This window comes from Bradyrhizobium sp. 186, assembly GCF_023101685.1.
Taxonomy (GTDB): domain Bacteria; phylum Pseudomonadota; class Alphaproteobacteria; order Rhizobiales; family Xanthobacteraceae; genus Bradyrhizobium.
This window is the reverse complement of sequence record NZ_CP082164.1, coordinates 2,757,346-2,783,880: the sequence shown is the minus strand read 5'-3', so window position 1 is coordinate 2,783,880 and position 26,535 is coordinate 2,757,346. Positions and strand designations below refer to the sequence as shown.

Annotated in this window: 25 protein-coding genes and 3 pseudogenes; 14 read left to right on the top strand and 14 right to left on the bottom strand. The window is 62.5% G+C overall.

Annotated features, from left to right (window positions below; all coding sequences use genetic code 11):
• Positions 1-124 precede the first annotated feature (124 nt).
• Positions 125-1,342: a serine hydrolase gene (locus IVB18_RS13070; RefSeq protein WP_247989519.1), complete on the top strand. Its 1,218-nt coding sequence runs from the start codon at positions 125-127 to the stop codon at positions 1,340-1,342.
• Positions 1,343-1,478: 136 nt separating this feature from the next.
• Complete coding sequence (locus IVB18_RS13065) at positions 1,479-3,005, top strand: ABC transporter substrate-binding protein (RefSeq protein WP_247989518.1); 1,527 nt, start codon at positions 1,479-1,481, stop codon at positions 3,003-3,005.
• A gap of 15 nt (positions 3,006-3,020) precedes the next feature.
• Here the strand turns inward: IVB18_RS13065 and IVB18_RS13060 are convergent, their stop codons facing one another.
• The 7 genes from IVB18_RS13060 to IVB18_RS13030 form a co-directional block, all read right to left on the bottom strand.
• On the bottom strand, positions 3,021-3,977 hold the full coding sequence (locus IVB18_RS13060; RefSeq protein WP_247989517.1) for an oligopeptide/dipeptide ABC transporter ATP-binding protein: 957 nt from the start codon (positions 3,975-3,977) through the stop codon (positions 3,021-3,023).
• Positions 3,974-4,966, bottom strand: a complete 993-nt coding sequence (locus IVB18_RS13055; protein ID WP_247989516.1) for an ABC transporter ATP-binding protein — start codon at positions 4,964-4,966, stop codon at positions 3,974-3,976. The genes IVB18_RS13060 and IVB18_RS13055 overlap by 4 nt, the downstream gene beginning before the upstream one ends.
• Positions 4,963-5,838, bottom strand: coding sequence for an ABC transporter permease (locus IVB18_RS13050; protein WP_247989515.1), 876 nt, complete (start codon positions 5,836-5,838; stop codon positions 4,963-4,965). Before IVB18_RS13050 ends, IVB18_RS13055 begins: the two co-directional genes overlap by 4 nt.
• Positions 5,835-6,749, bottom strand: coding sequence for an ABC transporter permease (locus IVB18_RS13045; protein ID WP_085403748.1), 915 nt, complete (start codon positions 6,747-6,749; stop codon positions 5,835-5,837). The genes IVB18_RS13050 and IVB18_RS13045 overlap by 4 nt, the downstream gene beginning before the upstream one ends.
• A gap of 266 nt (positions 6,750-7,015) precedes the next feature.
• The gene (locus tag IVB18_RS13040) at positions 7,016-7,900 is read right to left on the bottom strand and encodes a hypothetical protein (protein ID WP_247984243.1); all 885 of its coding nucleotides are present in this window, start codon (positions 7,898-7,900) and stop codon (positions 7,016-7,018) included.
• Positions 7,901-7,910: 10 nt separating this feature from the next.
• Positions 7,911-8,825 (bottom strand): polysaccharide deacetylase family protein, encoded by a 915-nt coding sequence (locus tag IVB18_RS13035; protein ID WP_247984244.1) that lies wholly within the window; start codon positions 8,823-8,825, stop codon positions 7,911-7,913.
• A gap of 270 nt (positions 8,826-9,095) precedes the next feature.
• Complete coding sequence (locus IVB18_RS13030) at positions 9,096-9,242, bottom strand: hypothetical protein (RefSeq protein ID WP_247984245.1); 147 nt, start codon at positions 9,240-9,242, stop codon at positions 9,096-9,098.
• A 597-nt stretch (positions 9,243-9,839) separates the two neighbouring features.
• Here IVB18_RS13030 and IVB18_RS13025 point away from each other — a divergent pair.
• From IVB18_RS13025 to IVB18_RS12995, 7 genes are all read left to right on the top strand, one after another.
• Positions 9,840-9,992, top strand: coding sequence for a twin-arginine translocation signal domain-containing protein (locus tag IVB18_RS13025; protein WP_346732626.1), 153 nt, complete (start codon positions 9,840-9,842; stop codon positions 9,990-9,992).
• A gap of 53 nt (positions 9,993-10,045) precedes the next feature.
• On the top strand, positions 10,046-10,498 hold the full coding sequence (locus IVB18_RS13020) for an ABC transporter substrate-binding protein (protein ID WP_247989514.1): 453 nt from the start codon (positions 10,046-10,048) through the stop codon (positions 10,496-10,498).
• Between the two features lie 103 nt (positions 10,499-10,601).
• Complete coding sequence (locus IVB18_RS13015) at positions 10,602-12,326, top strand: IS1634 family transposase (RefSeq protein ID WP_247983724.1); 1,725 nt, start codon at positions 10,602-10,604, stop codon at positions 12,324-12,326.
• A gap of 48 nt (positions 12,327-12,374) precedes the next feature.
• Positions 12,375-12,839, top strand: a complete 465-nt coding sequence (locus IVB18_RS13010; protein WP_247989513.1) for a hypothetical protein — start codon at positions 12,375-12,377, stop codon at positions 12,837-12,839.
• An 8-nt stretch (positions 12,840-12,847) separates the two neighbouring features.
• Positions 12,848-13,783, top strand: a complete 936-nt coding sequence (locus IVB18_RS13005; RefSeq protein WP_247989512.1) for an ABC transporter permease — start codon at positions 12,848-12,850, stop codon at positions 13,781-13,783.
• A complete protein-coding gene (locus tag IVB18_RS13000; RefSeq protein WP_247989511.1) occupies positions 13,773-14,600 on the top strand; it encodes an ABC transporter ATP-binding protein in 828 nt (275 codons plus the stop codon). Before IVB18_RS13005 ends, IVB18_RS13000 begins: the two co-directional genes overlap by 11 nt.
• A gap of 75 nt (positions 14,601-14,675) precedes the next feature.
• Positions 14,676-16,214, top strand: coding sequence for an amidohydrolase family protein (locus IVB18_RS12995; protein ID WP_247989510.1), 1,539 nt, complete (start codon positions 14,676-14,678; stop codon positions 16,212-16,214).
• Positions 16,215-16,374: 160 nt separating this feature from the next.
• Here the strand turns inward: IVB18_RS12995 and IVB18_RS12990 are convergent, their stop codons facing one another.
• The 7 genes and pseudogenes from IVB18_RS12990 to IVB18_RS12955 form a co-directional block, all read right to left on the bottom strand.
• Positions 16,375-16,617 carry a hypothetical protein gene (locus IVB18_RS12990; protein ID WP_247989509.1) on the bottom strand — a complete coding sequence of 81 codons (243 nt, stop codon included), beginning with the start codon at positions 16,615-16,617 and terminating at the stop codon, positions 16,375-16,377.
• 116 nt (positions 16,618-16,733) lie between these two features.
• Positions 16,734-17,030 (bottom strand): hypothetical protein, encoded by a 297-nt coding sequence (locus IVB18_RS12985; RefSeq protein ID WP_247989508.1) that lies wholly within the window; start codon positions 17,028-17,030, stop codon positions 16,734-16,736.
• Between the two features lie 415 nt (positions 17,031-17,445).
• A pseudogene (locus IVB18_RS12980) lies at positions 17,446-17,933 on the bottom strand (ATP-binding protein); the annotation flags it as partial.
• 75 nt (positions 17,934-18,008) lie between these two features.
• A complete protein-coding gene (locus IVB18_RS12975) occupies positions 18,009-19,142 on the bottom strand; it encodes a Xaa-Pro peptidase family protein (RefSeq protein ID WP_247989507.1) in 1,134 nt (377 codons plus the stop codon).
• Positions 19,139-20,806 (bottom strand): amino acid ABC transporter permease/ATP-binding protein, encoded by a 1,668-nt coding sequence (locus IVB18_RS51830; RefSeq protein ID WP_276581216.1) that lies wholly within the window; start codon positions 20,804-20,806, stop codon positions 19,139-19,141. The genes IVB18_RS12975 and IVB18_RS51830 overlap by 4 nt, the downstream gene beginning before the upstream one ends.
• A gap of 40 nt (positions 20,807-20,846) precedes the next feature.
• Positions 20,847-22,118, bottom strand: coding sequence for a M20/M25/M40 family metallo-hydrolase (locus IVB18_RS12960; RefSeq protein WP_247989506.1), 1,272 nt, complete (start codon positions 22,116-22,118; stop codon positions 20,847-20,849).
• A 90-nt stretch (positions 22,119-22,208) separates the two neighbouring features.
• Complete coding sequence (locus tag IVB18_RS12955) at positions 22,209-23,039, bottom strand: transporter substrate-binding domain-containing protein (protein WP_247989505.1); 831 nt, start codon at positions 23,037-23,039, stop codon at positions 22,209-22,211.
• Between the two features lie 155 nt (positions 23,040-23,194).
• Here IVB18_RS12955 and IVB18_RS12950 point away from each other — a divergent pair, with 155 nt between their 5' ends.
• The 5 genes and pseudogenes from IVB18_RS12950 to IVB18_RS12930 all read left to right on the top strand — a co-directional run bounded on the left by IVB18_RS12950 (position 23,195) and on the right by IVB18_RS12930 (position 26,507).
• Positions 23,195-24,160 carry a LysR family transcriptional regulator gene (locus IVB18_RS12950; protein ID WP_247989504.1) on the top strand — a complete coding sequence of 322 codons (966 nt, stop codon included), beginning with the start codon at positions 23,195-23,197 and terminating at the stop codon, positions 24,158-24,160.
• An 807-nt stretch (positions 24,161-24,967) separates the two neighbouring features.
• Positions 24,968-25,490: pseudogene (locus IVB18_RS12945) on the top strand (flavin reductase family protein).
• Positions 25,487-25,794, top strand: a pseudogene (locus IVB18_RS12940) (MetQ/NlpA family ABC transporter substrate-binding protein); the annotation flags it as partial. The pseudogenes IVB18_RS12945 and IVB18_RS12940, both read left to right, overlap by 4 nt.
• A gap of 105 nt (positions 25,795-25,899) precedes the next feature.
• Positions 25,900-26,094, top strand: coding sequence for a hypothetical protein (locus tag IVB18_RS12935; protein ID WP_247989502.1), 195 nt, complete (start codon positions 25,900-25,902; stop codon positions 26,092-26,094).
• A gap of 260 nt (positions 26,095-26,354) precedes the next feature.
• Positions 26,355-26,507 carry a hypothetical protein gene (locus IVB18_RS12930; RefSeq protein WP_247989501.1) on the top strand — a complete coding sequence of 51 codons (153 nt, stop codon included), beginning with the start codon at positions 26,355-26,357 and terminating at the stop codon, positions 26,505-26,507.
• Positions 26,508-26,535: the final 28 nt, after the last annotated feature.

The window sequence follows — 26,535 nt, the reverse complement described above, 5'->3', positions numbered from 1 at the left end:
ACGGTAGGAAATTACATTGGGATGGTGTAGGCGTCAGGACACACTTCGGCGGACATCTTGCTCAATTCGTTGAAGCCGGAGGTCGGTGACCGAACTCCTGAAGAATCCTGGTTGAAAGAAAGTCATGACCTCTCGTCGTTCCAGCCTGCGCGGACCAACTAATCAACCTGACCAGGGCGCGAATCTGGCTACGGCCTATTACCCCGATGCGACGTGGCAGCACAGGACGCCTTCAGAGTCGGGCGTCCGTCCCGACCTCCTGAAGCAGGCGATCGATTTTGCAGTCGCCGGGGAGACGAAGGCACCCCGCGACCTGGTGATGAACCATTATCAAACCTTCGGCCGCGAACCGTTCGGCTACGCGATCGGGCCGATCCAGGAACGCGGTGATCCGACTGGAATGATCATTCGCAAGGGCTACATCGTCGCTGAATGGGGATATCCGCTCAGGGTCGATATGACGCACAGCGTAACCAAGAGCTTCCTCTCCAGCGTCGTCGGAATTGCCGTCGAGCGAGGCATGATCAAGAGCGTCGACGACGCAGTAAGGGACTATGTCGCACCGGTGCAGCTCTACACCCCGTCTTCGACCACCAACAAATCGGATCGGCTCAACGCGTCCGATCTGCTGTTCCCGTTTGAATCGCCGCACAACCGCACGATCACCTGGGACGATCTGTTGCGACAGACCAGCGACTGGGAAGGCACGCTATGGGGCAAGCCGGACTGGGCGGATCGGCCTGGCGACAATCCGGCGGAATGGGGGACGTTGCCGCGCAACAAGCCGGGCACATTTTATAAATACAACGACACCCGCACGAATGTGATGGCGCTCGCAGCCCTCAACGTCTGGCGGCGCCCGCTGCCACAGGTTCTGAAGGAAAACATCATGGACCCGATCGGCGCCTCCAGCACCTGGCGCTGGTTCGGCTACGAGAATTCCTGGGTCGTTCTGGATGGCACCGTAATGCAGTCGGTGACCGGCGGCGGGCACTGGGGCGGTGGCATGTTTATCAATGCCTACGACATGGCCCGCTTCGGCTATCTCACGCTGCGTCGCGGCAAGTGGAAAGATCGTCAATTGCTCTCGGAGCAATGGATCGATCAGGCACGCACGCCTACCAAGCCAGAGCCGATCTACGGGTATATGAACTGGTTTCTTAACACTGACCGGAAGCGCTGGCCGAGTGCTCCGGCCACCGCTTTTGCCCACGTCGGCAACGGCACCAACATGGTCTATGTCGATCAGGAGCACGATCTCGTGGCGGTGGTTCGCTGGATCGATCCTGAGGCCGTCGACGGTTTCCTGAAGCGGTTGGTGGCGGCCGTCGACCAAGGATAGATGGGCCCCATCGCTTGGCGAAGACCGCCGTGGTAGCAGTAGCCGCAGCCAGGATGGTGGCATGCGGGTTGCTTCTGTTCCGCGACGCCGTATGTTTCTGCGTCGTCTGCTTTTTTCGGAGTTGAGAGGACAATAAATGCGATCCGATACCTGGCTCCGCGGCCTGCCGCTGGCCGCCTGCATGACACTGGCAATGGCGGCCCCGGCGCTGGCGCAAAAATCGGCTGACACGCTGCGCATCACATGGCGCGATGCGATTCCTGATGTCGACCCCTACCACAATTCGCAGCGCACCGGCATGGTGGTGGCGTTCCAGGCTTTCGACTGCCTGCTGTATCGCGATCCCGCAACCATGGAAATCAAGCCGGCTTTGGCCACGTCCTGGAAGCAGGTCGATGCCACCACGATCGACTTCACCCTGCGCGAGGGCGTGACGTTCCAGAACGGCGACCCGTTTTCCGCCGATGACGTGGTGTACACGATCAACACCGTCATCCAGGACAAGCGAGTGGCAATCCCGGCCTATTACACGTCGTACGCTGGCGCCGAGAAGATCGACGACTTCCACGTACGCCTCAAACTGACCGGAGTGTCGCCGGCCGTGATGGAATACCTGTCGATGGTGACGCCGATCTGGCCAAAGGCCTATCGCGAAAAAATCGGTGTCGACGCCTACGCCCGTGCCCCGATTGGCACTGGCCCTTACAAGATCACCAAGGTCGACGGCACCACCCAGATCGACATGGAACGGTATGACGGCTACTACGCGGGTAGCCCCAAGGGCCGCCCTGCCATCCGCTATATCAAGATCCACGAGGTGCCCGACGCCACAACCGAGTTGACCGAGCTACTCGGCGGAAAAGCAGATTGGATCTGGGGCTACAACGCCGATCAATTCGCAAATATCGCCCGGATGCCAAATTTGGAGGCGCTGCGGTTCGGCACCATGCGGGTCCATTTCATGACCGTCGACGCCGCTGGCCGTTCAGGCGCCGACAATCCGCTGACCAAACTGAAGGTGCGGCAGGCGATCATCTCCGCAATCGACCGCGCCACGATGGCCAAGCAGCTGATCCAGGGCGATTCGCAGGTCATCGACGCGCCGTGTTTCCCCACCCAGTTCGGCTGTGACGTATCTGCGGCCGTGAAATATCCATTCGATCCGGCCAAGGCCAAGCAGCTTCTGACCGAGGCCGGTTATCCCAATGGCTTCGATACAGAGCTCGTCACATATTCCGCACCGGCGATCGCCGCGACCATGCAGAACTATCTCAAGGCCGTCGGCATCAACCTGCGCATCCAGCAGCTGCAGATTGGCGCTGCCATCCAGTTGGCGGAAGCAGGCAAGGCGCCGTTATATTCGGGGAGTTGGGGCAGCAATTCCGTCAACGATGCCTCGGCGTTCATGCCCTATTGGCTCGGCGGTGGATTGAACGACTACGCGCGCGATGCCGAGGTGCAAGACCTGTTGAAGCAGGCTGGGGCCAGTATCGATCCGGAGCTGCGCCGCAAGGCCTATAGTGAGGCGATCCATCTGGCCACGGAGCGGGTTGATTTCGTGCCGCTGTTCAGCGACGTCCGCTACGTCGCATTTTCAAAGCAGCTGAATTTCCAGGGCTTCCCGGACGACGTGCCGCGTTTCTATCTGTCGACCTGGAAATAGCGACGGGCGCCTGCCCTATGACGGGATTGCCAGCAGACATTCGACCAGACGGCCATCCTTGCGGATGTTGTCCGGCATGGTAGCGGCGCATTTCGCCAATGCGCTCGGGCAACGCGGGTGGAAACGGCAGCCCGGCGGGATATTGGTGGGATCCGGGTAGGCATCGCCCAGGCCGACATCGGGAATGCCGAGAGCCGGATCCGGTGTCAGCACGGAGGCCAGCAGCGCCTGTGTGTAGGGATGCGTGGGGGTGCCGAACAGCTCCTGCGCCGGCGCCTGCTCGACGATCCGGCCGAGGTACATCACCGCCACTTCGGTGGCGATGTACTCCACCACCGCCAGGTTGTGGCTGATGAAGAGATAGGTCAGTCCGAGCTCCCGCCGCAATTCCGCCAGCAGATTGAGAATCTGCGCCTGCACGGAGACATCCAGCGCGCTGGTGGGCTCGTCGCACACCACGATGCGCGGATGCAGCACGAGGGCACGCGCGATGGCCACACGCTGCCGCTGGCCGCCGGAGAGCTGGCCCGGCATGCGCTCGGCCATCTCGCTGGAAATCCCAACGCGCGCCAGCATCTCCATGACGCGATCGACCTGCTGCGCCTTCGGCAGATTGCCCTGGGAGGCCAGCGGCAGGCCAACGATGTCGCGAATGCGCTGGCGCGGGTTGAGCGAGGAGTACGGGTCCTGGAACACGGGCTGGATCAGTCGGGCACGTTCGCGCCGATCCATGCCGATCAGGCTGCGTCCATCCACCAGAATCTCGCCCGAAGTTGGCGGCAACAGACCCATGATGAGCCGGGCAAGCGTTGACTTGCCGCAGCCTGACTCGCCCACCACCCCCAGCACATCGCCCGCTGGGAGCGAGAACGTCACCCCATCGACCGCGCGCACCGGACGACGGGCAGCGGCCATGCCGCTGCGCTGCTGGAATTCGCGGTACACGTTCCGAACTTCGATCGCATGAGTCATGCCGCAGCAGCCCGCTTCCAATCCGGCGGCAGCCGGCAGCGATAGCAATGATCACCGCCGGCGTCGCGCAGCGGCACGCTCTCGGCGCACTCCGGCGCAGCCAACGTACAGCGGTCACGAAATCCGCAACCCACGAAGCCCGCCGCTATGCGAGGTACCACGCCTGGGATGTTGCCCAGCGGCTCGCCCGTCCGCGTCATGCCGGGCACGGGAATGCAGTCCAATAGCCCGCGTGTGTAGGGGTGCGTGGGCGCGGCGAACACCTCGGCCACCGTACCGGTTTCGACCACCTCGCCCGCATACATCACCGAGACTCGCTGCGCCATCCGCGCCACCACGCCGAGATCGTGCGTAATCAGCAGCAATGCCAGCCCCAACTCCTGCTGCAGCTTCTGCAGCAGCCGCAGGATCTGCGCCTGTACCGTCACATCGAGAGCCGTTGTCGGTTCGTCGGCGATCAGCAACTCCGGATCGCACATCAGCGCCATGGCGATCATCACCCGCTGGCGCAGGCCGCCGGAGAGCTGGTGGGGATATTGCCCGAGGCGCATCCCCGGAGCGGTAATGCCTACGCGCGCCAGCAACTCGGCCGCCCTGTCCATGGCCTGCCGCCGTGTCGCCCCACGATGGCGTTCGAACACCTCGGACATCTGCGATCCGATCGTATAGGCCGGGTTCAGGCTCGTCATCGGTTCCTGGAAGATCATCGCCATCTTGTCGCCGCGCAGCCGTGCAGTCTGCCGCTCGGACATGCCCAACAGATCCTGCCCCTGAAAGCGGAGGTGATCGGCCGAGCGGGCGATCCCGCGCGGCAGCACGTTCATCACCGATAGCGCGGTAACGGATTTGCCGCAGCCGGACTCGCCGACAAGGCAATGCGTTTCGCCGCGCGCCACCACCAGCGTCACGCCCCGCACGGCTTCGGTCTGCCCGAAGGAGACGCGCAGATTGACGACGCTGAGAACCGGGTCCGGTACGACGGGTGTCATTGCCGCATATCCGCCCCGAGCAAGTCGCGCAGTCCGTCGCCCAGCAGGTTGATGCCGAGCACGAGCACGAACAGCGTGACCCCGGGGGTCATGATCACCCACGGGCTGAAGAACATGTATTCCTTGGCTTCGGCGATCATCAGCCCCCAGCTCGGCAAGGGCGGCGGCACGCCGAGACCGAGAAATGACAGGGCCGCCTCAAGCAGGATCGCCAACGCCATTTCCAGCGTTGCCACCACCACCAGATGATTGGCGATATTGGGAAGCACCTCGCGCAACAGAATATGCAGGCGCGATGCACCGGCAGCCTGGGCGGCGGCGATGTAATCGAGGTTGCGCACCTGCGTTGCGGTGGTACGTGCCACCACGGCGAACCGGTCCCACAGCAACAGCCCGAGCGTCAGAATCACCACCGCAAGCGAACTGCCAACCAGCGCCACCACCGTCAACGCCACCAGGATCAGCGGGATCGACAGGCGGCAGGTGATCAGGAACATCACGACGTCGTCGGTCCGCCCGCCATAAAACCCACCGATGATTCCCAGCGTGATGCCGATCAGGCCGGATGTGATGACGGTCAGTACGCCGATCAGCATGGAAATGCGCGCGCCATAGATCAGGCGCGACAGGTAATCGCGCCCGATCTGATCCGTGCCCAATAGATGCTCCGGTAGGCTTCCGTCCATCCACACCGGGGGGATGAGGCGCAGGTTGAGGTTTTGGGCGAACGGATCATGCGGCGTCAGATATGGTGCGAAAATCGCGACCAGCACCGCAGTGCCCACGATCACCGCGCCCAGGAGCGTGGCGAGGTGACGAAAGGCAGGTAACCGTCGGCGGCCCGGCCGGGCTTGTGCGATCAAAACACTCATCCGCGCAGTCTTGGGTCGAGCAGCGCATTCATCATGTCCGCCAGCAAGGTCAGCACGATGTAGATGACCGCCAGGAACAGCACGACGGCCTGCACCACCGGGAAATCATTTTTGGTGATGGATTCCCAGGCCAGATAGCCGACGCCCGGCAGCGCGAACACCGACTCAATCACCACGGACCCTCCCAACATGAAGCCAAGCTGCACGGCCGCGATCGAGACCACCGGCATCGCCGCATTGCGCAAGGCGTGCTTGAGGATGATCTTGGGCCGGCTTAACCCCTTCGCGCGCGCGGTGCGAATATAATCCGCTGCCAATGCGTCGATCATTCCTGAGCGGGTCAGGCGCATCAGCGCCGGGATCGCCGAAAATGCCAACACGATCCCCGGCATGATGTAGCCCTGCCATGTCTCGACGCCGGAAATAGGCAGCCATTGCAACTCCAGTCCCAGCAGGACGATCATGACCAGTCCGAACCAGAAGCCCGGCATCGCCTGCCCCAGCAGGGCCACCAACATGATGCCTCGGTCCATCGCCGAGCCCTCTCGCACCGCCGCCAGAATGCCGAGCGGCAGGGCGACCAACAGCGCGATAGAAAGGCCGGTCAGGCCAAGCGTCAGAGTGACTGGCAATCGGTCGCGGATCAGTCCCCATACCGGGACGTGGTAGAGGAAGGATCGGCCGAGATCGCCCTCGGCAGCGTGGCCGGCCCAATCGAGAAACTGCACCACTAAGGGCCGGTCGAGGCCATAATTCCGGGTAATGATCGCGATGTCGGCTGCACTGGCGTTCGGACCTGCGATAGACGCGGCCAAGTCGCCGGAAAGGCGAGTCAAGATGAAGCTGACGACCAGAACGGTGAGACACACCAAGGCGGCCAGCCACAGTCTGCGGACGATAAGCAAGATCATAGTGGAGGACTACGATAGCGTGCGGGTCGCTGCAAGTTCTGATATAGAATCCTTAGCAACGGCGACATCCGCATCTGCCAATTGTTTTCTGCTTATCCACGCAACGTGCTCGCCAATTTGCCCAAAGCAGCAACGACCACCGCTTTCGCTGTGTACGAGCTAAGAAGTTCATTGCGTTTGAATTGAAGCAGATCTCTAACTGGAGGTACGCCATAACTATTGCCTGCCGCGAATTGGGACTGAACTCTTTAGCGGAGGAAAACGCCTTAACGATACTGCTGCCGCAGCGGGTTGGCTTTAGCTGGCTGCAGCCGCAGCCGCGTGATCCGACTCGGATTGCTTTCGGCGAGAAGGATATCGCCGTCGGGCGTCCCGGAGATGCCGTGCGCGCCATTGAGAATCGGCCGACAGCGGCCGAGCCGCTCGCCTTTGGGGCCGACCTTCTGCAGGCTCGGCACCATGTCGCTGACGTAGGCGCAGCCCTCATCATCGCCCCAGATTGCGACGGGCTGGTAGAACCCACCCCAGGTTTCGAGGTGCTTGCCCTCGCGATCGAAGACCTGCACGCGGTTCGAGCTGCGGTCGACCACGACGACACGGCCGTCCGCAAAGGTCCAGATCGCATGCGGCCAGCCGAACTGACCATCGCCCGACCCGTGGCTGCCCCAGCTTGCGATCAGAGCGCCGGCGGCATCGAAGCGATGGACCCGGCTCGCAGCGTAGCCGTCCGAGATATAGATCTCGCCCCAAGCCGAGACATGCGCGTCAGTCGGATGGTTGAAGGGCGCAAGCGGTACACCGCGTTGGCCTAATCCGCCGAGCCGTTCGCCCGCTGGCGAGCATATGATCACCTCATGCATGTCGCGGTCGACCGCGAGGATGCGCCCCGTGGCGTCGGCCGTCAGCATGTGGGAATCGGCGATCAGATCGCCGCCCCAACCCCTGAGATAGGCGCCGTCGGGCGCCAGCTCGATCACGCGCGGGTCGTTGGGATGCACCAACGGATCGTGCCGCAGCATCACGAAGACATGCCCGCGCGGATCGACGGCGACGTCGGTAACAAAGCCCGTGTTCAGCGGCCAGGAGCCGAAGGGACGCTCGACGCGATAGAGCCTGTCTCCGAGTTCAACGATCAGTTCATGTATGGCCAAGACTTTTCCTTCAGGCGAGTCTGCCGGCGAAAGGATGCGTTGCTGCCCAGTGCCGGGCAATGTCTAGCCGCCGCGTCACCCATACCCCTTGATGGCCCTGGACATAGTCGAGGAAGCGCGCGAGGCCGGCCGCGCGCGCCGGATGGCCGATCAGGCGCATATGCAAGCCGACCGACATCATCTTCGGCTGCGTTGCGCCTTCCGCGTAAAGCATGTCGAAGGCGTCCTTATGCCACGCGAAATAATCGGCCGACGTGCCAAAGAAGCCGGAGCCGAACTTGCCATCATTGTTGACGAGCGAATAGGGAACGACCAGATGCGGCTTGCCGTCGACGACCTTCCAATAGGGCAATTCGTCGTCGTACGCGTCGGAATCATAGAGAAAGCCGCCCTCCTCTACCACCAGCCGGCGCGTGTTCACGCTCGGCCCATAGCGGCAATACCAGCCGAGCGGTCGCTCCCCGACCGTCGCCTTGAGCGAGGCGATCGCCTTGGCGATGTGCTCGCGCTCGTCCTCCTCGCTCAATTCATAATGCTTGATCCAGCGCCAGCCATGGCTGCAGACGTCGAAGCCCGAGGCTCTGATCGACGCCGCTGCCTCGGGATTGCGTTCGATCGCGAGCGCGCAGCCGAACACAGTCAGCGGCAGGCCGCGCTGCTGGAAAAGTCGTATCAGCCTCCAGAAACCGACGCGGCTGCCATAGGCGAACATGCCTTCGCCGGCGAGATCGCGCCCTTTGACGCCTGCCGGCAAGCCGGACGACTCGGTCAGGCCGATCTCGGTATAGCCTTCGCCGTCCTGCACGGAAGGCTCCGAGCCCTCCTCGTAATTCATCACGAAATTGATCGCCACGCGCGCGCCGCCCGGCCATTTGGGATCGGGCGGGTTCGCGCCGTAGCCGATCAAGTCGCGGTCATAGGTCATGGCCAGTCTCCGGGTCTTGGAAGGTCGTGAGGTTCGGGATTTTATACGCTCATACGTTTCGTCAGCCCGATCAGCCAGTCCATGACGATGACCAGCACCAGCGTCGTCAGGATATCGTCTGTCCCCAGGTCGTCTACGCGAAGCGGCCAAGCCAGCCTAGCGCCATGATGCCGGCCAGCACGCTGAACAGCTGCGCCAGCGAGACCACAGACCACCATCGACTGCTGCCAGATCAGCGCCGGCAGCGGTCTGTGACGGCATCGGCCGCTCCTATTCTGCTGCAGCGAACAATGAGCGGCAGTCGATGGCAAGCTTTTCTGGCGGGGCCTTGATCAAGCGCCCCTCGATCGCGCTTAAGTGATGGTTCGTGGCGGCGACAGCGCCGGTCACATTGCCTTTCTCGATCATGTCGATCAAGGCTGCACGCCACGGCGTTCGCGATCGAGTAGAGCGCTTTCAAGCGCCCCTTGGATCCGGGAGTGAAAACCAGTTCTCGTCTGCACCACGCGCGTTGTGGTGCGGCGACGCAATCGAAGCGCGGCGAACCGCCGCTACGCTGGATCGTGCTCGCGACGATGTGGACGCGGCCTTCGGGTGGAACAACCATTGTCGACGGGTCGATTGTCTGCCTAGAAAATCGTCAACGAATTGCTGCGTGCGAACAAATCTTCAGCAACGACAGGTCGGCTCGCGACCGGCCATAGCCCAAGGCTTGCGGGAATCAACAGCTTATCCGGCTGGCACACATCGTGCTTCGCTCAATGGCAGCGCAGCATCGTTCCGGCGATCGCTCCAGGTTGGCGTGCCACGCACTGTAAAGTTCATGCGATGATCGCATCCCGCTACCGGCTTGGCGTGCGCGCGCCGAGCCACCACAAAACTTCATATCAGAGGCGGCTTGGGCGCATTGCGCACAAGCATCTCCACACGATTGGAAGTCTCGCGCGCGCAGAGTTCCACTGCGGCTTCGCCCCATTTCCGATGCAACAACCGTCACAACGGAGGGAGTAATCCATGTGCGATCGAACCGGCTGCATGCACCCACCGAACTTCCGAACGATGGACTTCAGCCGCCGCAAGGTGCTCAAAGCTGCGGCGGCGACCACGCTGACGATGGCCGTCGGTGGCGGCTTGATGGGCGCGGCTCACGCGGCGGCGAATACCTGAAGTCCACCCATGGCACCGGCTTCTGCAATCTCAATATCTTCCTGTCTCACGCCTTGCAGACTGCGAAGGATGACGGCGTCGAGATACAATTCATCAACACGCCGACATTTGCCGAACAGGTCACGTTCCTCGGCATCGGTCAGGTCGATGTCGGCCTGATGCCATACACGAGCTTCATGGCGCTGTTCGATGCCGGCGCTCCGGTCAAGATCGTCGCTGGAGGCGGCATCGAGGGCTGCGTGATCGTTTCGCAACCCGGACTGGACAGCCCAGAGAAGCTGAAGGGCAAGACGCTCGGCACCTTCCAGCTCGATACGCTAGAGGTCATGCCTTACGACTTCCTCAAGAAGCACGGCGTCAGTTTCAAGGACATCAAAGTCCGTTATATGGGAACCACCCCGGAGGCGGTCGAGGCATTCAAGGCGGGCGCGCTCGACTGGATCTGCACCATCGAGCCCTATGGCACCGCGCTGCTAAACCGAACTTCCCCTCGGGATTTTTGTTAGAGCGTTGAGAGGATTTGAGAAGTTTGGATCGGGCTGATTTTGTAGGCATGTAAATGATGATTTTTGGCTTGCGAATGGCAGGTTTCCGTGATTCGATTCCGGCATGTTCGTCGCCCGCATTCCCAACCGCAACTCACCGCCCGCGATCCTGTTGCGCGAGAGCTATCGCGAGGGCGACAAGATCAAGTCGCGCACGCTGGCCAACCTGTCGCATTGGCCGGATGAGAAGATCGATGCGCTGCGCCGCGTCCTGAAAGGCGAGGAGCTGGTCTCGCCGGCCGAGCAACTGCGGATCGAGCGCTCGCTGCCGCACGGCCACGTGGCCGCGGTGCTCGGCATGGCGCGCCAGCTCGGACTGCATCGCCTTGTCCCGGACAAGCCCAGACGGTTGGCCAGGCTGGCTTTGGCCTTGATCGTGGCACGGGTGATCGAACCGGCCGCCAAGCTGGCCACGGCGCGCCAGCTCAGCGAGGCGACGGCGGCGCATTCGCTGGGCGAACTGCTCGATCTCAGCGCCGTCGACGAGGACGAGCTTTACGAAGCGCTCGACCTGCTCGGCACGGCCCAACCGGGGATCGAGGCGACGCTCGCCAAGCGCCATCTGCATGACGGCTCGCTGGTGCTCTACGATCTCACCTCCAGCTATCTGGAGGGGCGACATTGCGAATTGGCGCGGCATGGTTACAGCCGCGACGGTCGTTCCGACAAGCTGCAGATCGTGTTCGGCTTGCTGTGCGCCGCCGACGGCTGCCCGGTGGCGGTGGAGGTGTTCGAAGGTAACACCGCCGACCCGAGCACGCTGGCCGCGCAAGTCGACAAACTGAAGGCCCGCTTCAAGCTGTCGCGTGTGGTACTGGTCGGCGATCGCGGCATGATCACCAGCGCCCGTATCGAAGCCGATCTGATGCCGGCCGGGCTCGATTGGATCACCGCTCTGCGGGCGCCGGCGATCCGCAAGCTCGCCGAGGACGGCGGCCCGCTGCAATTGTCGCTGTTCGACGATCGCGATATGGCCGAGATCACGTCCCCCGACTTCCCCGGCGAGCGCCTGATCGTGTGCCGCAACCCGGATCTGGCCGACGAGCGTCGGCGCAAGCGCGGCGAGTTGCTGGCGGCGACCGAGAAGGATCTCGCCCGCGTCAAGGCCGCCGTGCAGCGTCAGCGCAACCCCTTGCGCGGCGAGGATGAGATCGGTCTGAAGGTCGGCGCCGTGCTGGGCAAGCGTAAGATGGCCAAGCACTTCCACCTCGCCATCACCGACACTTCGTTCGACTTCAGTCGGATCGAGGATGCCATCGCCAACGAAGCGTCGCTCGACGGCTTCTATGTGCTACGGACCAACGTGCCGGCCGAGAACCTCGACACCGCCGCCACGGTGCGTGCCTACAAGAGCCTGGCCCAGGTCGAACGCGCCTTCCGCACCATCAAGACCGTCGAACTGGAGGTGCGCCCGATCCACCATCGCCTCGCTGGCCGCGTGCGCGCCCACGTCTTCCTCTGCATGCTCGCTTATTACATCGTCTGGCACATGCGCCGCGCGCTGGCCCCGATCCTGTTCGACGATCACGACCGCGAGGCCGCCGACGCCGCGCGCGTCTCGCCCGTCGCCAAGGCCAGAGTCTCGGCCGCGGCCAGAACCAAGGCTAATCGCAAGCACACCCACGATGGCCGGCCCGTGCACAGCTTTCGAACGCTGTTGCAGGATCTCGCCACGCTCACACGCAACATCGTTCGCATCGGTCAGGACGCCCCGGCCGCTATGCTCACAAGTCCAACCCCACTACAACAAGACGTCTTCAATCGGCTCGGCATTCCTATCGCCCCATAATGTAGGCAGACGCGCCGTCACGCCCGCTGGAATTACACGCCAGCTCAAATGCTTACGTCGCTACTCAAGGGGAAGTTCGGACTAAACGACGTCAAGGGCTCGCACAAGCTCACCGACGGCACCGACATCTATGGCAAGGGCTATACCGACTGCGTGCTGGCGTGCCGCTCCGACCTGATCAAGCAGAATCCCGCCGGACTCAAGGCCCTCATCAAAGGCATGATGAAGGCGCAGGCGATGGCCGAAACGAAACCGGAGGAAACTCTCACCCAATTGGTCGGCGCCTATTACAAGACCTCGATGGAGAACGCCAGAATCGCGATGGGCAAACAGCCGGCGGTGGTCGACGCACGCAGCCAGACCCAGTTCATCCTCGACCGCACCGACTCGCTGGTGGAGATGGGTTACATCAAGAATAAGCCCGGCCGTGACGCGATCGACTGGACCCTGCTCGAACAGGTCATCGCCGAGAACAAGGAACTCTACGCTAGTCTCAAATGCAAGTCGGGATGAGCGGACCGGTGACCGACGTCGCTCACCCACCGGAAGGAGTAGCTGGCATAGCCGGCGCCAATGCGTCGCAGCGGCCTCGCCGATTCGTGCTGCCGGAGGCGGTCATCCGCGCCGCCCCGCGCATCGGCTGGGCGCTGATGTCGGTCGGCCTGTTCGCCGGGATCTGGGAACTGCTCTGGCTGTGCGGGGTCACGGACCCGAAACTGCTGCCGCCGCCTCATATCTTTCTCGGCAACTTCCCCGAGCAGGCCAAGTTCTTCAATACGGCGCAACGCTGGCAGATCGGAGTCGGCCTCAACACCGGTCCATCCGCCGGCATGGCGCTCGTGATCACCGTGCTGGCGTCGGCGGCGCGGGTGTTCGCGGGATTGCTGATTGCGTCGGCCCTGTCGATCAGCATCGGCGTGGCGGTGCGGTATTTTCTCGTGGTGGAGAAGCTCGCCCTGCCGACCATCACGCTGCTGTCGCCGGTGTCGCCGATCGCTTGGCTTCCGGTCGCGATCTTCGTGTTCGGCATCGGCAACGCGCCGGCCATCTTCATGGTCGTGGTCGCGCTGTTCTTCCACATGGTGCTGGCCACCGTCAGCCAGATCGACGGCGTCAATCGCAACCTGATCAATGTCGCGCGCACCATGGGCGCGTCAAAATGGCAGATCTACAGCCGGGTCATCGTGCCGGCGATCCTGCCGGGCCTGCTGATGGTCCTGCGTCTCAATATGTTCGGTGCCTGGATGGTGGTGCTGGTCGCCGAATCCACGGGCGTCGGATATGGCCTCGGGCAGGTGATCATGCTGGCGCGCAACACCTTCAATCCCTCGCTGGTGTTCTTCACCATCGCGCTCATCGGTCTGCTCGGTTTCTGTTCCGACTCGCTGATGCGGCTGCTGCAACGAAAGATCCTGTATTGGGTGCCCGAGACGACGGGGGTGCTGCGTGGTCTCTAAGCCGTTCAAGCCGATCTCATCCCAGGACGCCGTGGTCTGCCGCAACGTCAGCAAGGTGTGGGCGGAAGGCACCAAGCGGGCGCATGTCGCATTGCGCGACGTGGACCTCGACGTGACGCCCGGCGAGTTCATCGTCCTGCTGGGTCCCTCCGGCTGCGGCAAGAGCACTCTGCTCTATCTGATCGCCGGCCTGGAACGGGAATCCGGCGGCGAGGTCTGGTCGTTCGGGGATCGCGTCGCCGGTCCGTCGCCCGAGCGCAGCCTGATTTTCCAGGAGACCTCGCTGTTTCCATGGCTCACCGTGGGGCAGAATGCGAGCTTCGGCCTCTCTATCCGCGGCGACAGCGCTGGGGCCCGCAGGACCGCGGCGCGCGAGGTGCTCGCCCGCGTCGGCCTGACCGAGGCGATCGATAAGCGGCCCGACGAACTGTCCGGCGGCATGCGCCAGCGCGTGGCCGTCGCTCGCGCGCTGGCGATGCGGCCCAAGGTGCTCTTGATGGATGAGCCGTTTGCGGCGCTCGACGTGCAGACGCGGGCCAAGATGCAGGATTTCCTGCTCGACGTCTGGCGCGACAGCGGCGCGTCGGTTCTGTTCGTCACCCATCACATCGATGAGGCAGTGGCGCTCGCAGATCGGGTCGTAGTGTTCACGTCACGTCCAGGTCGCATCAAGACGATCGTGCCGGTCGATATTCCGCGCCCGCGGGATCCGTTTTCCTCCGAAGCCGAACGGCTGCGCCGGCAACTGACCGAGCTGATGCGTGACGAGGTCGATCGCGCCTTCGCTGAGCAGGAAGCGCTTGCCGCCACCGCCTGACCAAGACGACCTGACCAAGACGACCTGACCAAGCCCCATCCCGCACGTCGCCCGCGTCAAATCCGGAGCACCGCCATGTCCACCTCCCTCATTCGCAGCCGTGCCATCATCGCGCAGGCGCTGGATCGCCAGACTTGGCAACAGATCGACGACGGCGCCGTGCTGCAGGAGGACGGCGTCATCGCCGCCGTCGGCACCTACGCGGACCTGCGCAAGCGCTATCCGAACACGGCCGTGATTGGCAGCGGCGACGAGATCATGCTGCCGGGCTTCGTCAACGGTCACCATCACGTCGGACTGACCCCGGTGCAGCTGGGCTCGCCCGACATGCCGCTGGAATTGTGGTTCATCACCCGCATGGTGACGCGCAATCTCAACATCTATCTCGACACGCTCTATTCGGCGTTCGAGATGATCGCGTCCGGCATCACCACGGTGCAGCACATCCACGGCTGGATGCCGGGCACGCTCAGTGAGGTGGAAGCCAAGGCCGAACAGGTCGTCCGCGCCTACGAGGATATCGGCATGCGGGTGTCCTACTGCTACGCGGTGCGCGATCAGAACCGACTGGTTTATCAGGCCGACGATGCGTTTGTCGCGAGCCTGCCGAAGGAGCTGCAGGGACCGATGAAGCGCTGGTTCGAGCGTTTCAAGCTCGGTCTCGACGACGCGATCGGCATGTTCGAATCAATGTACGCCCGCCACAACAACAAGCCGCGGGTGAAGATCCAGCTTGCGCCCGCGAACCTGCACTGGTGCTCCGACAAGGCGCTGACCGTGCTGTCGCAGACCTCAAAGAAATACCAGGTGCCGATGCACATGCACCTGCTCGAGACCTCGATGCAGAAGGAATATGCCTGGTCGCGCGGTGGCTGCACCGCAGTCGAATACATCGACCGCTTCGATATGCTCGGCCCGCACATGACGCTGGGCCACGGCGTCTGGCTCAGCGAAAGGGACATCGCGCGCATAGCGGAGGCCGGCGCTTGTGTGTGTCACAACTGCTCCTCCAATTTCCGGCTTCGCTCCGGCATCGCGGCGCTCAACCACTTCGAGGCCGAAGGGATCAACACCGCGATCGGTCTCGACGAAGCCGGCATTAACGACGACCGCGACATGCTTCAGGAGATGCGGCTGGTGCTGCGCGCCCATCGTGTGCCCGGCATCGGCGACGAGGTTCCCACCATGGCGCAGGTGTTCCGGATGGCGAGCATCGGCGGCGCAAGGACCACTGGATTTGGCGAACAGATCGGGACGATCGCGGAAGGCAAAGCCGCCGATCTCTCCCTGATCGACTGGAAGCAGATTTCCTATCCGTATCTCGATGAGGAGATGCCGATGCTCGACGCGGTGATTCAGCGCGCCAAGACCGACGGCGTGCGCACCGTCATGTGCAACGGCGAAGTGATCTACGACAATGGCCGCTTCACGCGGGTCGATCGCGAGAACGCGCTCAAGACACTGCATGACGAGCTGCAGCACGCGCTGAGCGATGATGAGGTCGAAAGGCGCAATCTCTCCAAGGCGCTGCTGCCGCATGTGAAGAACTTCTACACCGGCTATGTCGATCCCGCGAAACACGAGCCGTTCTACCGGCAGAGCTCGCGACTCTGACGCGGGACTCAACAGGCGTTTGCCCAAGCTGCCATGGCTCATGAAACTGCTGACGTTGGTTGTGGCAGTCCGGGACTCCATTGTATGATTGCTTATAACAAACGAACCGATGTCAGCTTTGCGCCATGTTGCGCGAGAACTTCGGCGCGGTCGCCGCAGATCAGCCGCCGCCAAACTTGGATGGATCGTCATAGGCAGGAGGGTCGTCGTGGTCGGTGCGCAGACCACCAGGAACGGAGTCGTCGCGATAGATCCGCACCCGACCCGGAGTGATGTAGCTTGGGATCACAGCCTGGCTGCGACGAACGATGACATGTCGCGATTTGGCACGATGCCCTCCTGCTGCGGCGTTCGCCGAAGCACAGAGAGCGATCAAAAGGCATAATGCCAAGACAGAACGCATTGCAATTTATCCGACTAATTATCCCTGTTGTTACGTGGTGCGCTGGCCGCACTGTCCTTTATTGTCTGACCGAAAAGATAGAGGCCTTGGTGAGCGGCCGTTTCTGCGCAAAGGGGCTATTCGCGCCGCGTGGTATCAGGATCTTCAGTCAACGTGATTGCTAAACCCGGCAGGGTCGCTCCGATGCTGACGCTTATCCCGCATGTGCCCACGAACATCAGCATAACGGCATCTGGAGCTGGGCTATAGTTGATCAAGGTTGTGATGCCCAACGTAGTGATGTGAGTTAAGAGAAACGCGAAGGCGAGACCGACGGCAACGCCCATTGCCGTGTGGCTGGAAGCCTCCAGCAGCAGCGAAGGCTTGATCAATGCAGACCACTTCTTTGGCGCACAGGCATTGACCTCCGGCATATCGTGTTTGCTGGTAACTGCAGTCAAAGTGTGAATTGTCTGGCTAGATCAGTTCGACCGTTGCGATAGTATCGAGCGCCTGGGCCTCATCGCAGCGAGGATTTTCGTTCCAGTTTAAGCATGCCCCAGTGCGAATAGCTGATCCATTTATCACGATCGCTCATGTCATCAGCTCCTCGTGTATCACTCATGATCTGCACAGCGGTCAGACAATATTTAGATAAGGGAGAACCGAACCGTCGCCATTTGGCCCCTCCCATGGCCAATGCGGCGCGGTGAAATGCAGACTCAGCAGAAACGGATCCTTCGCCTTGGCGTATCCGCGATCATGATTGTCCAGCGCTCGGCTGAGCGAAGCCGACAGACGCGGAGCCAGGCGAGCGCGGGTGATCTGATCGGTGGTATTAGGCGCGGCCTTGAAGCGCCAGCTTTCGCTGCCGGTTTATGATTTCGCAATGGTAGGTCAAGGTTGGAGGTAATGATGATCGAGGTGCGCTCGTAGAGGCGACTGACAAGCTAGAACAGCAGCTGACCGCCGGCTTGGCAAACGGCAGGCAACCAAGCTCGTCTAGAACGATGAAGCCGAGACGGGCCGGATAATCGGCGAGGCGCTGGCGGGATTCGCTTTCAAACCGATTGACGAGATCCACAACGTTGAAGAACCTTCCGCGTGCCGTTTCGGATGCAGGCCCGCGCGATCGCGATGGCAAGGTGGCTCTTGCCGGTCCCGGTACCGTCGATGACCAAAACGTTGCGCTGCTTCGCAACGAACGCCCCTCCGGCCAGATCTCGAATGAGCGTTCCATTGACTGGCGTGCCGGTGAAGTCGAAGTCGTTGAGGTCTTTGGCGAGCGGCAGCTTTGCAGTCGTGAGCTGGTATTTGATCGAGCGCGCCTGCTTCTCGGGCTAAGATAGAGAAAGTAAAGCGAGCTCTCGATGAGTTCGCCCCAAGTTGGATATTTGTTGCCGGTCGGCCCGTTAAAGGCCGCAAGCGAAAATCTCGTCGGTAGGGAATTTGTCGGAGATTAGCTCCGGACCATCGGCGCGAATCACGAACATGTCCTGGATGTGCCAGTGGTTCACATGGGGCTCCATGGCGATCACCATGCCCTCCTCCAGCACGCGCGGATTGCCGCGCGCGATCACCGGCTCCTGCTGGTGCCACCACGCGCCGACGCTGTGCCCCGCCAGCATTGACTTGTAGGCCATGCCGGCCGCCTCGAACTTCTCCACCACGAATTGATAGATCTCGGCGGCGGTCTTGCCCGGGAGCAACCGGTCGTTGGCGGCGCGGTAGATGTCACGGATCACTGTGTACTGGCGGGTCTGTTCGGCCGAGGGCTTGCCCACCACGGCGCAGCGCGACTGGTGTCCGGCATAGCCCTGCATGTAGGCCACGTAGTCAGTGCGGATTGCATCGCCCGCGGCAAACGCAAAATCACTCTCGCCGGCATACTGGATGGTGTTGCGCTCGGAGTTGAGAATGCCGTGGGTGAATTCCGAGCCGTGCGACAAGCAATAACCCACCAGCGCCGCATGCAGGTCGCGCTCGCGCATGCCCGGCCGCACCAGCGGGAAGCAGGCGAGAAACGCATCGTCCAGCATGTCGGCGCCGCGCTTCAGATAGGCCAGCTCGCTGGGCGTCTTCACCGCGCGCACCACATCCATCATTTCGGTGGAATTGGTCATCTGCATCTTCGGCAGGCGCGTGTGCAGCGTCTCCCAGTCGGCAGCGCTGATGAAATTGGTCTCGAAGCCGACATTCGACTCGGCAAGCCCCATCGCGGCGATGACCGACGCCAGCTTCTCGATCGGCGGCTCGGTGTAGCCTTCGTAGACATCGAAGTGCTCGACGAAGGAGTCGCGGCGCGCCAATCCCTCGGCGATGGCATTGACGACGATGCGCGGTTCACCGATTCGCGGCCAGATGAGGTAAACGCCGCGCGGCGAATCTGCGAGGTCGAGGTGGCGCGCCAGCGTGCCGGGATAGGCGAAGCCGGCGAGATACGTGAAGTTGATGCCGGCCCGCGCCACGATGGCGTTGAGGCCGCGGGCATCCATCTGTTGCGCCAGCCTTTCGAGCTGGACGAAATCCTTGACTGCAGCCTTCATGTTTCCGTTTCCGTTTGTTCGACCATTCTGAGGAATCGCTGGGTGCGTTCGTTTTTCGGGTGATCTAGAATTTCTTCGGGCGGGCCCTGCTCGATGACGCGGCCTTCGTCCATGAACACCACACGGTCCGCGACGTCGCGGGCGAAGCGGACCTCGTGGGTCACCACGATCATGGTCATGCCGGCTTCGGCGAGGCGGCGTATCACCGCAAGAACCTCGCCAACCAGTTCGGGATCGAGCGCCGAGGTCGGCTCATCGAACAGCATCAGGCGCGGCGAGATCGCCAGCGCGCGCGCAATCGCCACGCGCTGCTGCTGGCCGCCAGACAGACGGTGCGGAAAGTGATCGGCATGGGTCGACAGGCCTACGGCGTTGAGCAGGCTCATGCCCAGCGCGCGCATCTTGTCGGGATCCTCGCCGTAGACGCGGATCGGCGCCTCGATGATGTTCTCCAGCGCCGTCAGGTGATCGAACAGGTTGAAGTGCTGAAACACCATGCCGATGCGCGCATCGGCGCGGGCCTTGGCGAGATTGCGGGTCGGCACCAGGCGATCGCCGACGCCCTTGGCATAGCCGACATAGTTGCCGTCGACGGTGATCTCGCCCCAGTCGAGCGCTTCGAGATGGTTGACCAGGCGCAGCAGCGTGCTCTTGCCGGAGCCGCTCGGCCCCATCAGCACCACCACCTCGCCGCGTTTCACAGTGAGATCGAGGCCGCCAAGGATCTCCCGACTGCCGTAGGATTTCTGCACGTTGCGGCAGACCACGAACGGCGCATCGGCTGCCGCGCCCACCGCCTGGCTGGCATTGAGGGTGTCCATCCACGCCGTCGGCGACACCGGCGCCGCGCCGCGGGTCGGGGGGGCGACAATAATCTTTGGCTTGCGCTCGGCATCGGCGCTATAATTCTTTTCGAGAAAATACTGCGCCGCCGCCACCGCGCTGGTCATGATGAGGTAGATGATTCCGGCCGCGGCGAACACCGTGAAGAACTTAAAATTCTGGCCGACGATCTGCTGCGAGCGGAAGGTTAGCTCATTGACGAAGATCACCGAGGCGATCGAGGTGCCCTTGATCATGGAGATGGTCTGGTTGGCCATGCCCGGCAGGATCGCGCGCATGGCCTGCGGCAGGATGATGCGGCGGAGCGTCAGGAACGGCCCCATGCCGAACGAGGCAGCGGCGAGGTTCTGCTTGCGGTCCACCGAAAGGATGCCGCCGCGGATGATCTCGGCGCAGAACGCGGCCTCGTTGAGCATGAAGCCGACCACTGCGGTGGTGAAGCTGTCGAGCCGGATGCCGACGACCGGCAGGGCGTCGTAGAGAAACACCAGTTGGAGGATGATGGGCGTGCCACGGATGAACCAGATGTAGCACCACGCCGCGCCGCGTACCGGCGCCAGCGTGGACAGCCGCATCAGCGCCAGCAGCAGGCCGAGGACGATGCCGCCGAGCATCGCGAGCGCCGCGATCTCGATCGCCGTCAGCGCGCCGTCGAGCAGGAATGACGACGTGACGTAGGACAGCATCTCCATTACCGGCTCGGGCACCAGGCTGGAGCGCCAACCGAGCGCGACGGCAATGACCAGAACCAGCGCCGCGGCGCCGGCCCAGATCACGTTGCGGGACGGACGTGTCCTGGCTGTCGCTACCATCTCAGTCATCGGCCCGCCTTCCGGTTCGCGGCTTCTCCGCCATTTCGGATCATCCGCACACGGTGACCGTGGCATGGGCGACGGCCTGCGCCGCCGTCACCAACTGCGACAGCAGCACGCGCTCGTCGGCGGTCGGCCATTCCTTGTAGATGCGGATGTCGCCGGGACCGTATTGCACCGTCGGGATGCCCAGCGCGGCGATGATGTTGCCGTCGCCGACATTGCCGAGCCGGCCCCAGCCGCCGACCTCGGCCGGCGCGCCAGAAGCGCGCTCCTGCCCCACCGCCAGCGCCGTCACCAGCGCGTGATCGCGCGGGCATTCCATCGGCTCCTGGCACCAGCCAGTCCCGGTGCCCTTTGCGGGCAGCTCGAAACTGCAGTTGAATGCCGGATGATCGCGCTTGATGCCTTCCAGCAGCGCCGCGAGATCTGCGGTCACGCTATGCAGCGTCTGGCTGGGCACGGTGCGAAACTGAAGCAGCAGTTCGGCCTGCTTGCTGTGCAGCCCGGTGAAATTCTTCTGGTAGTAGTGCTCCTTGTGGAAGGTATCAAACGTGTGGGTCGGGAAGCCCGGCAGGTCGGCGTGCGGCGTGAAATTCATCCAGCTGCCTTCCGCAATCGGATCGAGGCTCGGGCCGATGCGGCGGATCACTTCGCAGAGCTGTTCGATAGGATTCCAGTATTGCGCCTTGGCTTCGGCGCTGTAGCGGAAGAACAGCTCCGGCGCCTCGACACGGATGCGCACCATGACGATGCCAACGCACACCGTGGCGATGGTGTTGTTGGAGTGCTCCATGTTGATGCACAGGTCGGCGCGCACGCCGCTGTTGAGCAGCGCGCGGGTGCCGGCGCCGCCGAGCTTGTGGGCGATCACCGGGCACAGCAGCACGTCGCCCTTGAGACGCGTGCCGGACTTGATCACCGCCTCGACGCCGCAGAACGCTGCAGCAAGGCCGCCCTTGTCATCATGGGCGCCCATGCCCCAGACCCAGCCGTCCTCGAATTTTGCGCCATAGGGATCCACCGACCAGCCGGGCATCTCGACGCCTGGATCCATGTGCCCGTTCAGCATCAGGCTCGGGCCGCCGCCGTCGCCGCGCAAAATGCCCATCGGCTGCCGGCTGGTGATGGTCGGATCGAACGGATGCACCACGTCCATCATGGTGACGTCGAGGCCGATCTCCGTCATGCGCTCGGCGAGGTGATCGGCGATCTGGTGCTCCTGAAAGGCCGAGCTCGGGATGCGCAGCAGGCCCTGCTCGATCTCAAGCACGCGCGCGGCATCGACGTGCTGCTGCACGGCGGACAGTCCGGTGGTCATGGATGTCTCCTGGATCGCGATCCATTGAAAGAGAAGTGCGCTGCGCTTCACAATCCCCTGCGGGGAGAAGTGAAATCGTGTGCGCTGCGCTCACTCGGTAAGAACGCTGGGCTCGGTGGTGAGGCTGTAATCGACCTTGTAGCGCTCGTAGATCGCCTTCTCGGTGCCGTTGGCGCGGATCGCCGCCATGGCGTCGCGGATCGCCTTGATCAGGTCCGGATTGCCCTTGGCGGTACCGACCGCGATCTTGGCGCCGGTCACCACGTCAAATGCGCTTTCGATGGTGGTCGGATTCGCCGCTACCAGGCTCTCGCCGACGAACTTGTTGATCGCCACCAGATCCGCGCGGCCGTTCTGGATCAGACGCACGCCGCTCGGCATGTCCGACGACGTGATGATGTTGACCGCCGGCTTGCCGGCGGCGACGCATTTGATGCTGGCCTCGCGCAGCATGGCTTCCTGGGTAGTGCCCAGCGTCGTGGTCGCGGTGATGCTGCAGATGTCGCCGAGGGCATGGACGTTCTTCGGGTTGCCCTTGGCCACCAGCATGCCGGTGGCGGCGTTCATGTAGACCACGAAGTCCATCTTCTTCGCGCGCTCGGGGGTGTACAGTAGGGTGTCCCACATGATGTCGATCTGGCCCGCCATGGTGGCCGGGATCAGGCCAGCCCAGGTGCCGATGGAGAAATCCATGGGCACGCCGACGCAGGCAAAGGCGGCGCGGGCGAGATCGGCGTCGAGGCCGATCAGCTTGTTGAAGTCCTTGGGGTCGCGCATGCTGAACGGCACGCTCTCGCCGTCCTGACCGATCTTGATGGTCTTGCCGGCCAGACCGGGATATTTCGCCACCGCCTTGGCCGGCTCGCACGTCACCTCATCGGCCTTTGCAGCGCCGAGGGTGGCAAGCACCAGACCGGCCATCAGGGCTGTCCGCTGCAGATACAAGGATGCTGACATATAAAGATTGCGCATGATATCCCAATTCCTCTTTTCCAAAACATGATGCGGATGGGCCTTGGAGAAAGATTATTCGGGCTATCGCACCGCAATACAAATGAAATGTAGACATTGAACTCATGCGCATATTTTATATGTCCATGGACTCCAGGCATCTCGAAACACTGGTGTGGGTGGCCCGGCTCGGCGGCATCGGCGCCGCCGCGCAACACCTCAACCTGACCCAGCCGGCCATCACCCGGCGCATCCAGGAACTGGAGCGCGAGCTCGGCGCCAAGGTGCTGCGCCGGCAGGGCCGCAACGTGGTGCCCACTCCGCTCGGCCATCTCTGCCTCGGCAATGCCGAGCGCATCCTCTCCGAGGTCGCCACCATGCGGGTGGCGGCCAGCGGCAAAGCCGCCAGCGGCACCATCCGGGTAGGGCTGGTGGAAAGCATCGCATTGACCTGGTTCCAGAACCTGCTGACCCGGATCGAGGAGCGCTATCCTCGGGTGCAGCTCGAAATCGATGTCGACCTCTCGAGCCGGCTGGCCAATAAGCTGGGTCGCCGCCAGATCGACATCGCGCTGCTGCCGGGGCCGATCCAGTTGCCCAGCGTCGTCAAGGTACCGCTCGGCAGTTGCGCCATGAAATGGCTCGGCCACCCCAAGCTCAGCCCGAAGGATCGCGAGATGACTGCGGCGGATCTCGCCGAACTGCCGATCATCAGCATGCCGCAGGACGCCAATGCCTATTATTCCATCGTCAACTGGTTCGAGGACGCCGGCGTCACGCCCTCGCTCGTGCATCGCTGCAACAGTTCGAGCGTGGTGGCGGCGCTGGTGCGACGCGGCGTCGGCGTCAGCCTGCTGGCGCCTGATCTGTTTGCGGATGATCTAGACTCCGGCCGGCTCAAAATCCTGATCGAAGAAACTAAGGTGTTCAAGGTGGAATACACCGCCGCCTACTTGCCCGGAGTCGATGTGTCCATCCTGCCGGAGGTCGCGGCATTGGCGAAAGAAGAGAGTTGGTTCCTGGGTTCGCCGCAGGTTCGCGCCAAGAGTTTTGGCTCAGAAACCATCATGCCGCCGCCGCGTCGGCCGTAATATCGCCTTTTCCTATTTACGTAAGTGGATCATGGGTATCGAGATCCTCGAAGATCGAGCCATCACTGCAATATGCCCGTGTGGCAGAAGCGCCAGGATTTGTCGAAGCAGCCAGGCTCAACGATGAGAGGTCTGGCTTTGACGTCGATGGCTGCTTCTGGCGAATTGTGATGAAGAAGTCGGCGACTAGAATATTCGCGACGGCAAGAGGAGCCAGGGGCGTCTCATCAGAGTGTCGGATATAGCGGGTGGATGAGGGGGTGAACGGGACCGGCGCCTTCCGAAGCCGCTATAGGGGTCACGCGGGGCTGCCGTGTGGAGGGCGTCCTCTACGCCTGGGTGCGGGTCACGCGACGGGAACCGGTCCTGGTCGGTGCGGCAAAGCCGGCATCCAGCGTATCGCGATCACGGCGGCTGAATGAGAACCGTACTCCGAAAAGGCGGCTCAAATCGGGACGATCCGCCAAGCTGAACAGCGATGGTCCTTGGTGAACGCTGTTGTCCCGCCAGGCACGCTGATTTACGCGGAGAAGGTTCGACCCCAACTCCTCTCCCTCCGCCAGCGGCGCCGCAGTCGTCAATTCTCCGCGCAACTTTGTTGGCCATTAAGCCCAATATTATCAGTGATTTCTGATTTGAGCTCTGGATTACTAATCGGCAAAGTCAGCTCGTTCTTCTCCAAATGGCATGCTCCCCTGACGCCGAAAGGTCGAGAGGCCATGATGCGGCAGTCTGCTGCCCGCCAAAGGGTTCTTCTAGCGGAGGATCCAAATCCAGTCGCGGCAAGCGCGACGCGAGGAAAGACAGATGGGAAAGTCGGACATTCATCTGGTCAGCGGCGGCAACGAAATCGAGCACCAGTTTCGTGCCGTGATGCGTCGTCTTGCGGGTGGCGTCAGCATCATCACCGCGGGCCGCGACCAGGACATCACGGGCATGACGGTGACGTCGCTGACTTCACTGAGCGCGAGCCCACCCCGCGTGCTGGTCAGCGTCAATCGGCAAGCTTCCTCCTTTGCCCCGATCGATCGTCATCGGGTGTTTGGAGTCAACATCCTCGGATCCGACCAGCAGGAGCTGGCAAGCCGGTTCAGCAACAGCAGGCTCAAAGGTGCGGAGCGCTTCGAAGATATATCCTGGACCACCGGCACATCGGGCGTCCCTCTGCTCGGCCATTCGCTGGCAAAGGATCGAATGCCAGGTGGAGGAGATCATCGAGAGGTATTCGCACGGGATCATCGTCGGCAGCATCTTGAGCTTCGAGCTGTCACCCCAGGTCTCTGGACTGGTCTACTGGAACGGCCAGTACATCGAGATCAACCACGACTGAAGAACCCCGGCGGCATCAAGCTCGTTCCACTCGAAGCCGCGCAGGCGCCGCGGGTGCTCGACGACGTCGATTTTGCTGCCATCCAGGGCAATTTCGCGATCTTCAGCGGACTGAAGCTGACCAATGCCTTCGCGCTGGAGAAGATGACGACGCCCTACATCAACGTGCTCGCTGTAAAGAAGGCCAACGCGAACGCCGAATGGGCCCAGGACATCGTCGCCGGCTACAAATCGGTGACGTTCAAGACGGCGATCCAGGCAACCGGTTCTACGACGGGTTCACCTTGCCCGACTACATGAAGTGAGGGGCTCGCGGAGCAACAGCGAGACACGGCGCCAGCATGTTTGAATTTACCCTGGAATGGACCGGCCTTCGTTCTCCCACTGAGCGGGCGATCGGGGCGAGAGCGGTGACTGATCGCATCGGCAGGCATGAGGCATTGATCCTGCCGCTGGTCCTGCTGATCGCGTTCCTGTTCGTGCTCGGCATCATGACGGGGGCGCACCTGCATGAGCGCGCCGACCGGAGCCTGCTCTATGCATCGTTCAGCGCATGGGCATGCCCATGCTTGTCGTGCTGCCGGACTCCTGCCGCAAACCGCTGAACGTCGTTTCCACACCGCGCCTGCGGCACGCCGACGTGCTCGCGCTGCTCGTGAACGACTGATCCAACGCCCTGCGCCCGATGATCCCCATCAAAATCGTCCCTTGCGAAACGGCGCCATGGAATTTTCTGCTCGGACCAATGACAGCTTCAGTACGATCCAACAAAACTGATCGTTGCCAACGCCTGGCGATGTTCGACGTCTTGTCGCCCGTGATAGCGTTGCCGGGTTCTCGCCCCACAATGTTGTCCGGAGTGAACATGAGCTACGTCATCTCGCTGGATTCAAGCTTCGCCAGCTGGCTCGAACAGGCACGCGGATGGTTCCGGCGCTCGCTGCGGCCACAGACAGGCGGTGAGAGCGGCGATCAGGACGACCTTTACGAGATTTTCCTGTTCGGGCCCCACGGCTAACAATTCTGCGTAAGTGCCGCCCCCGCGC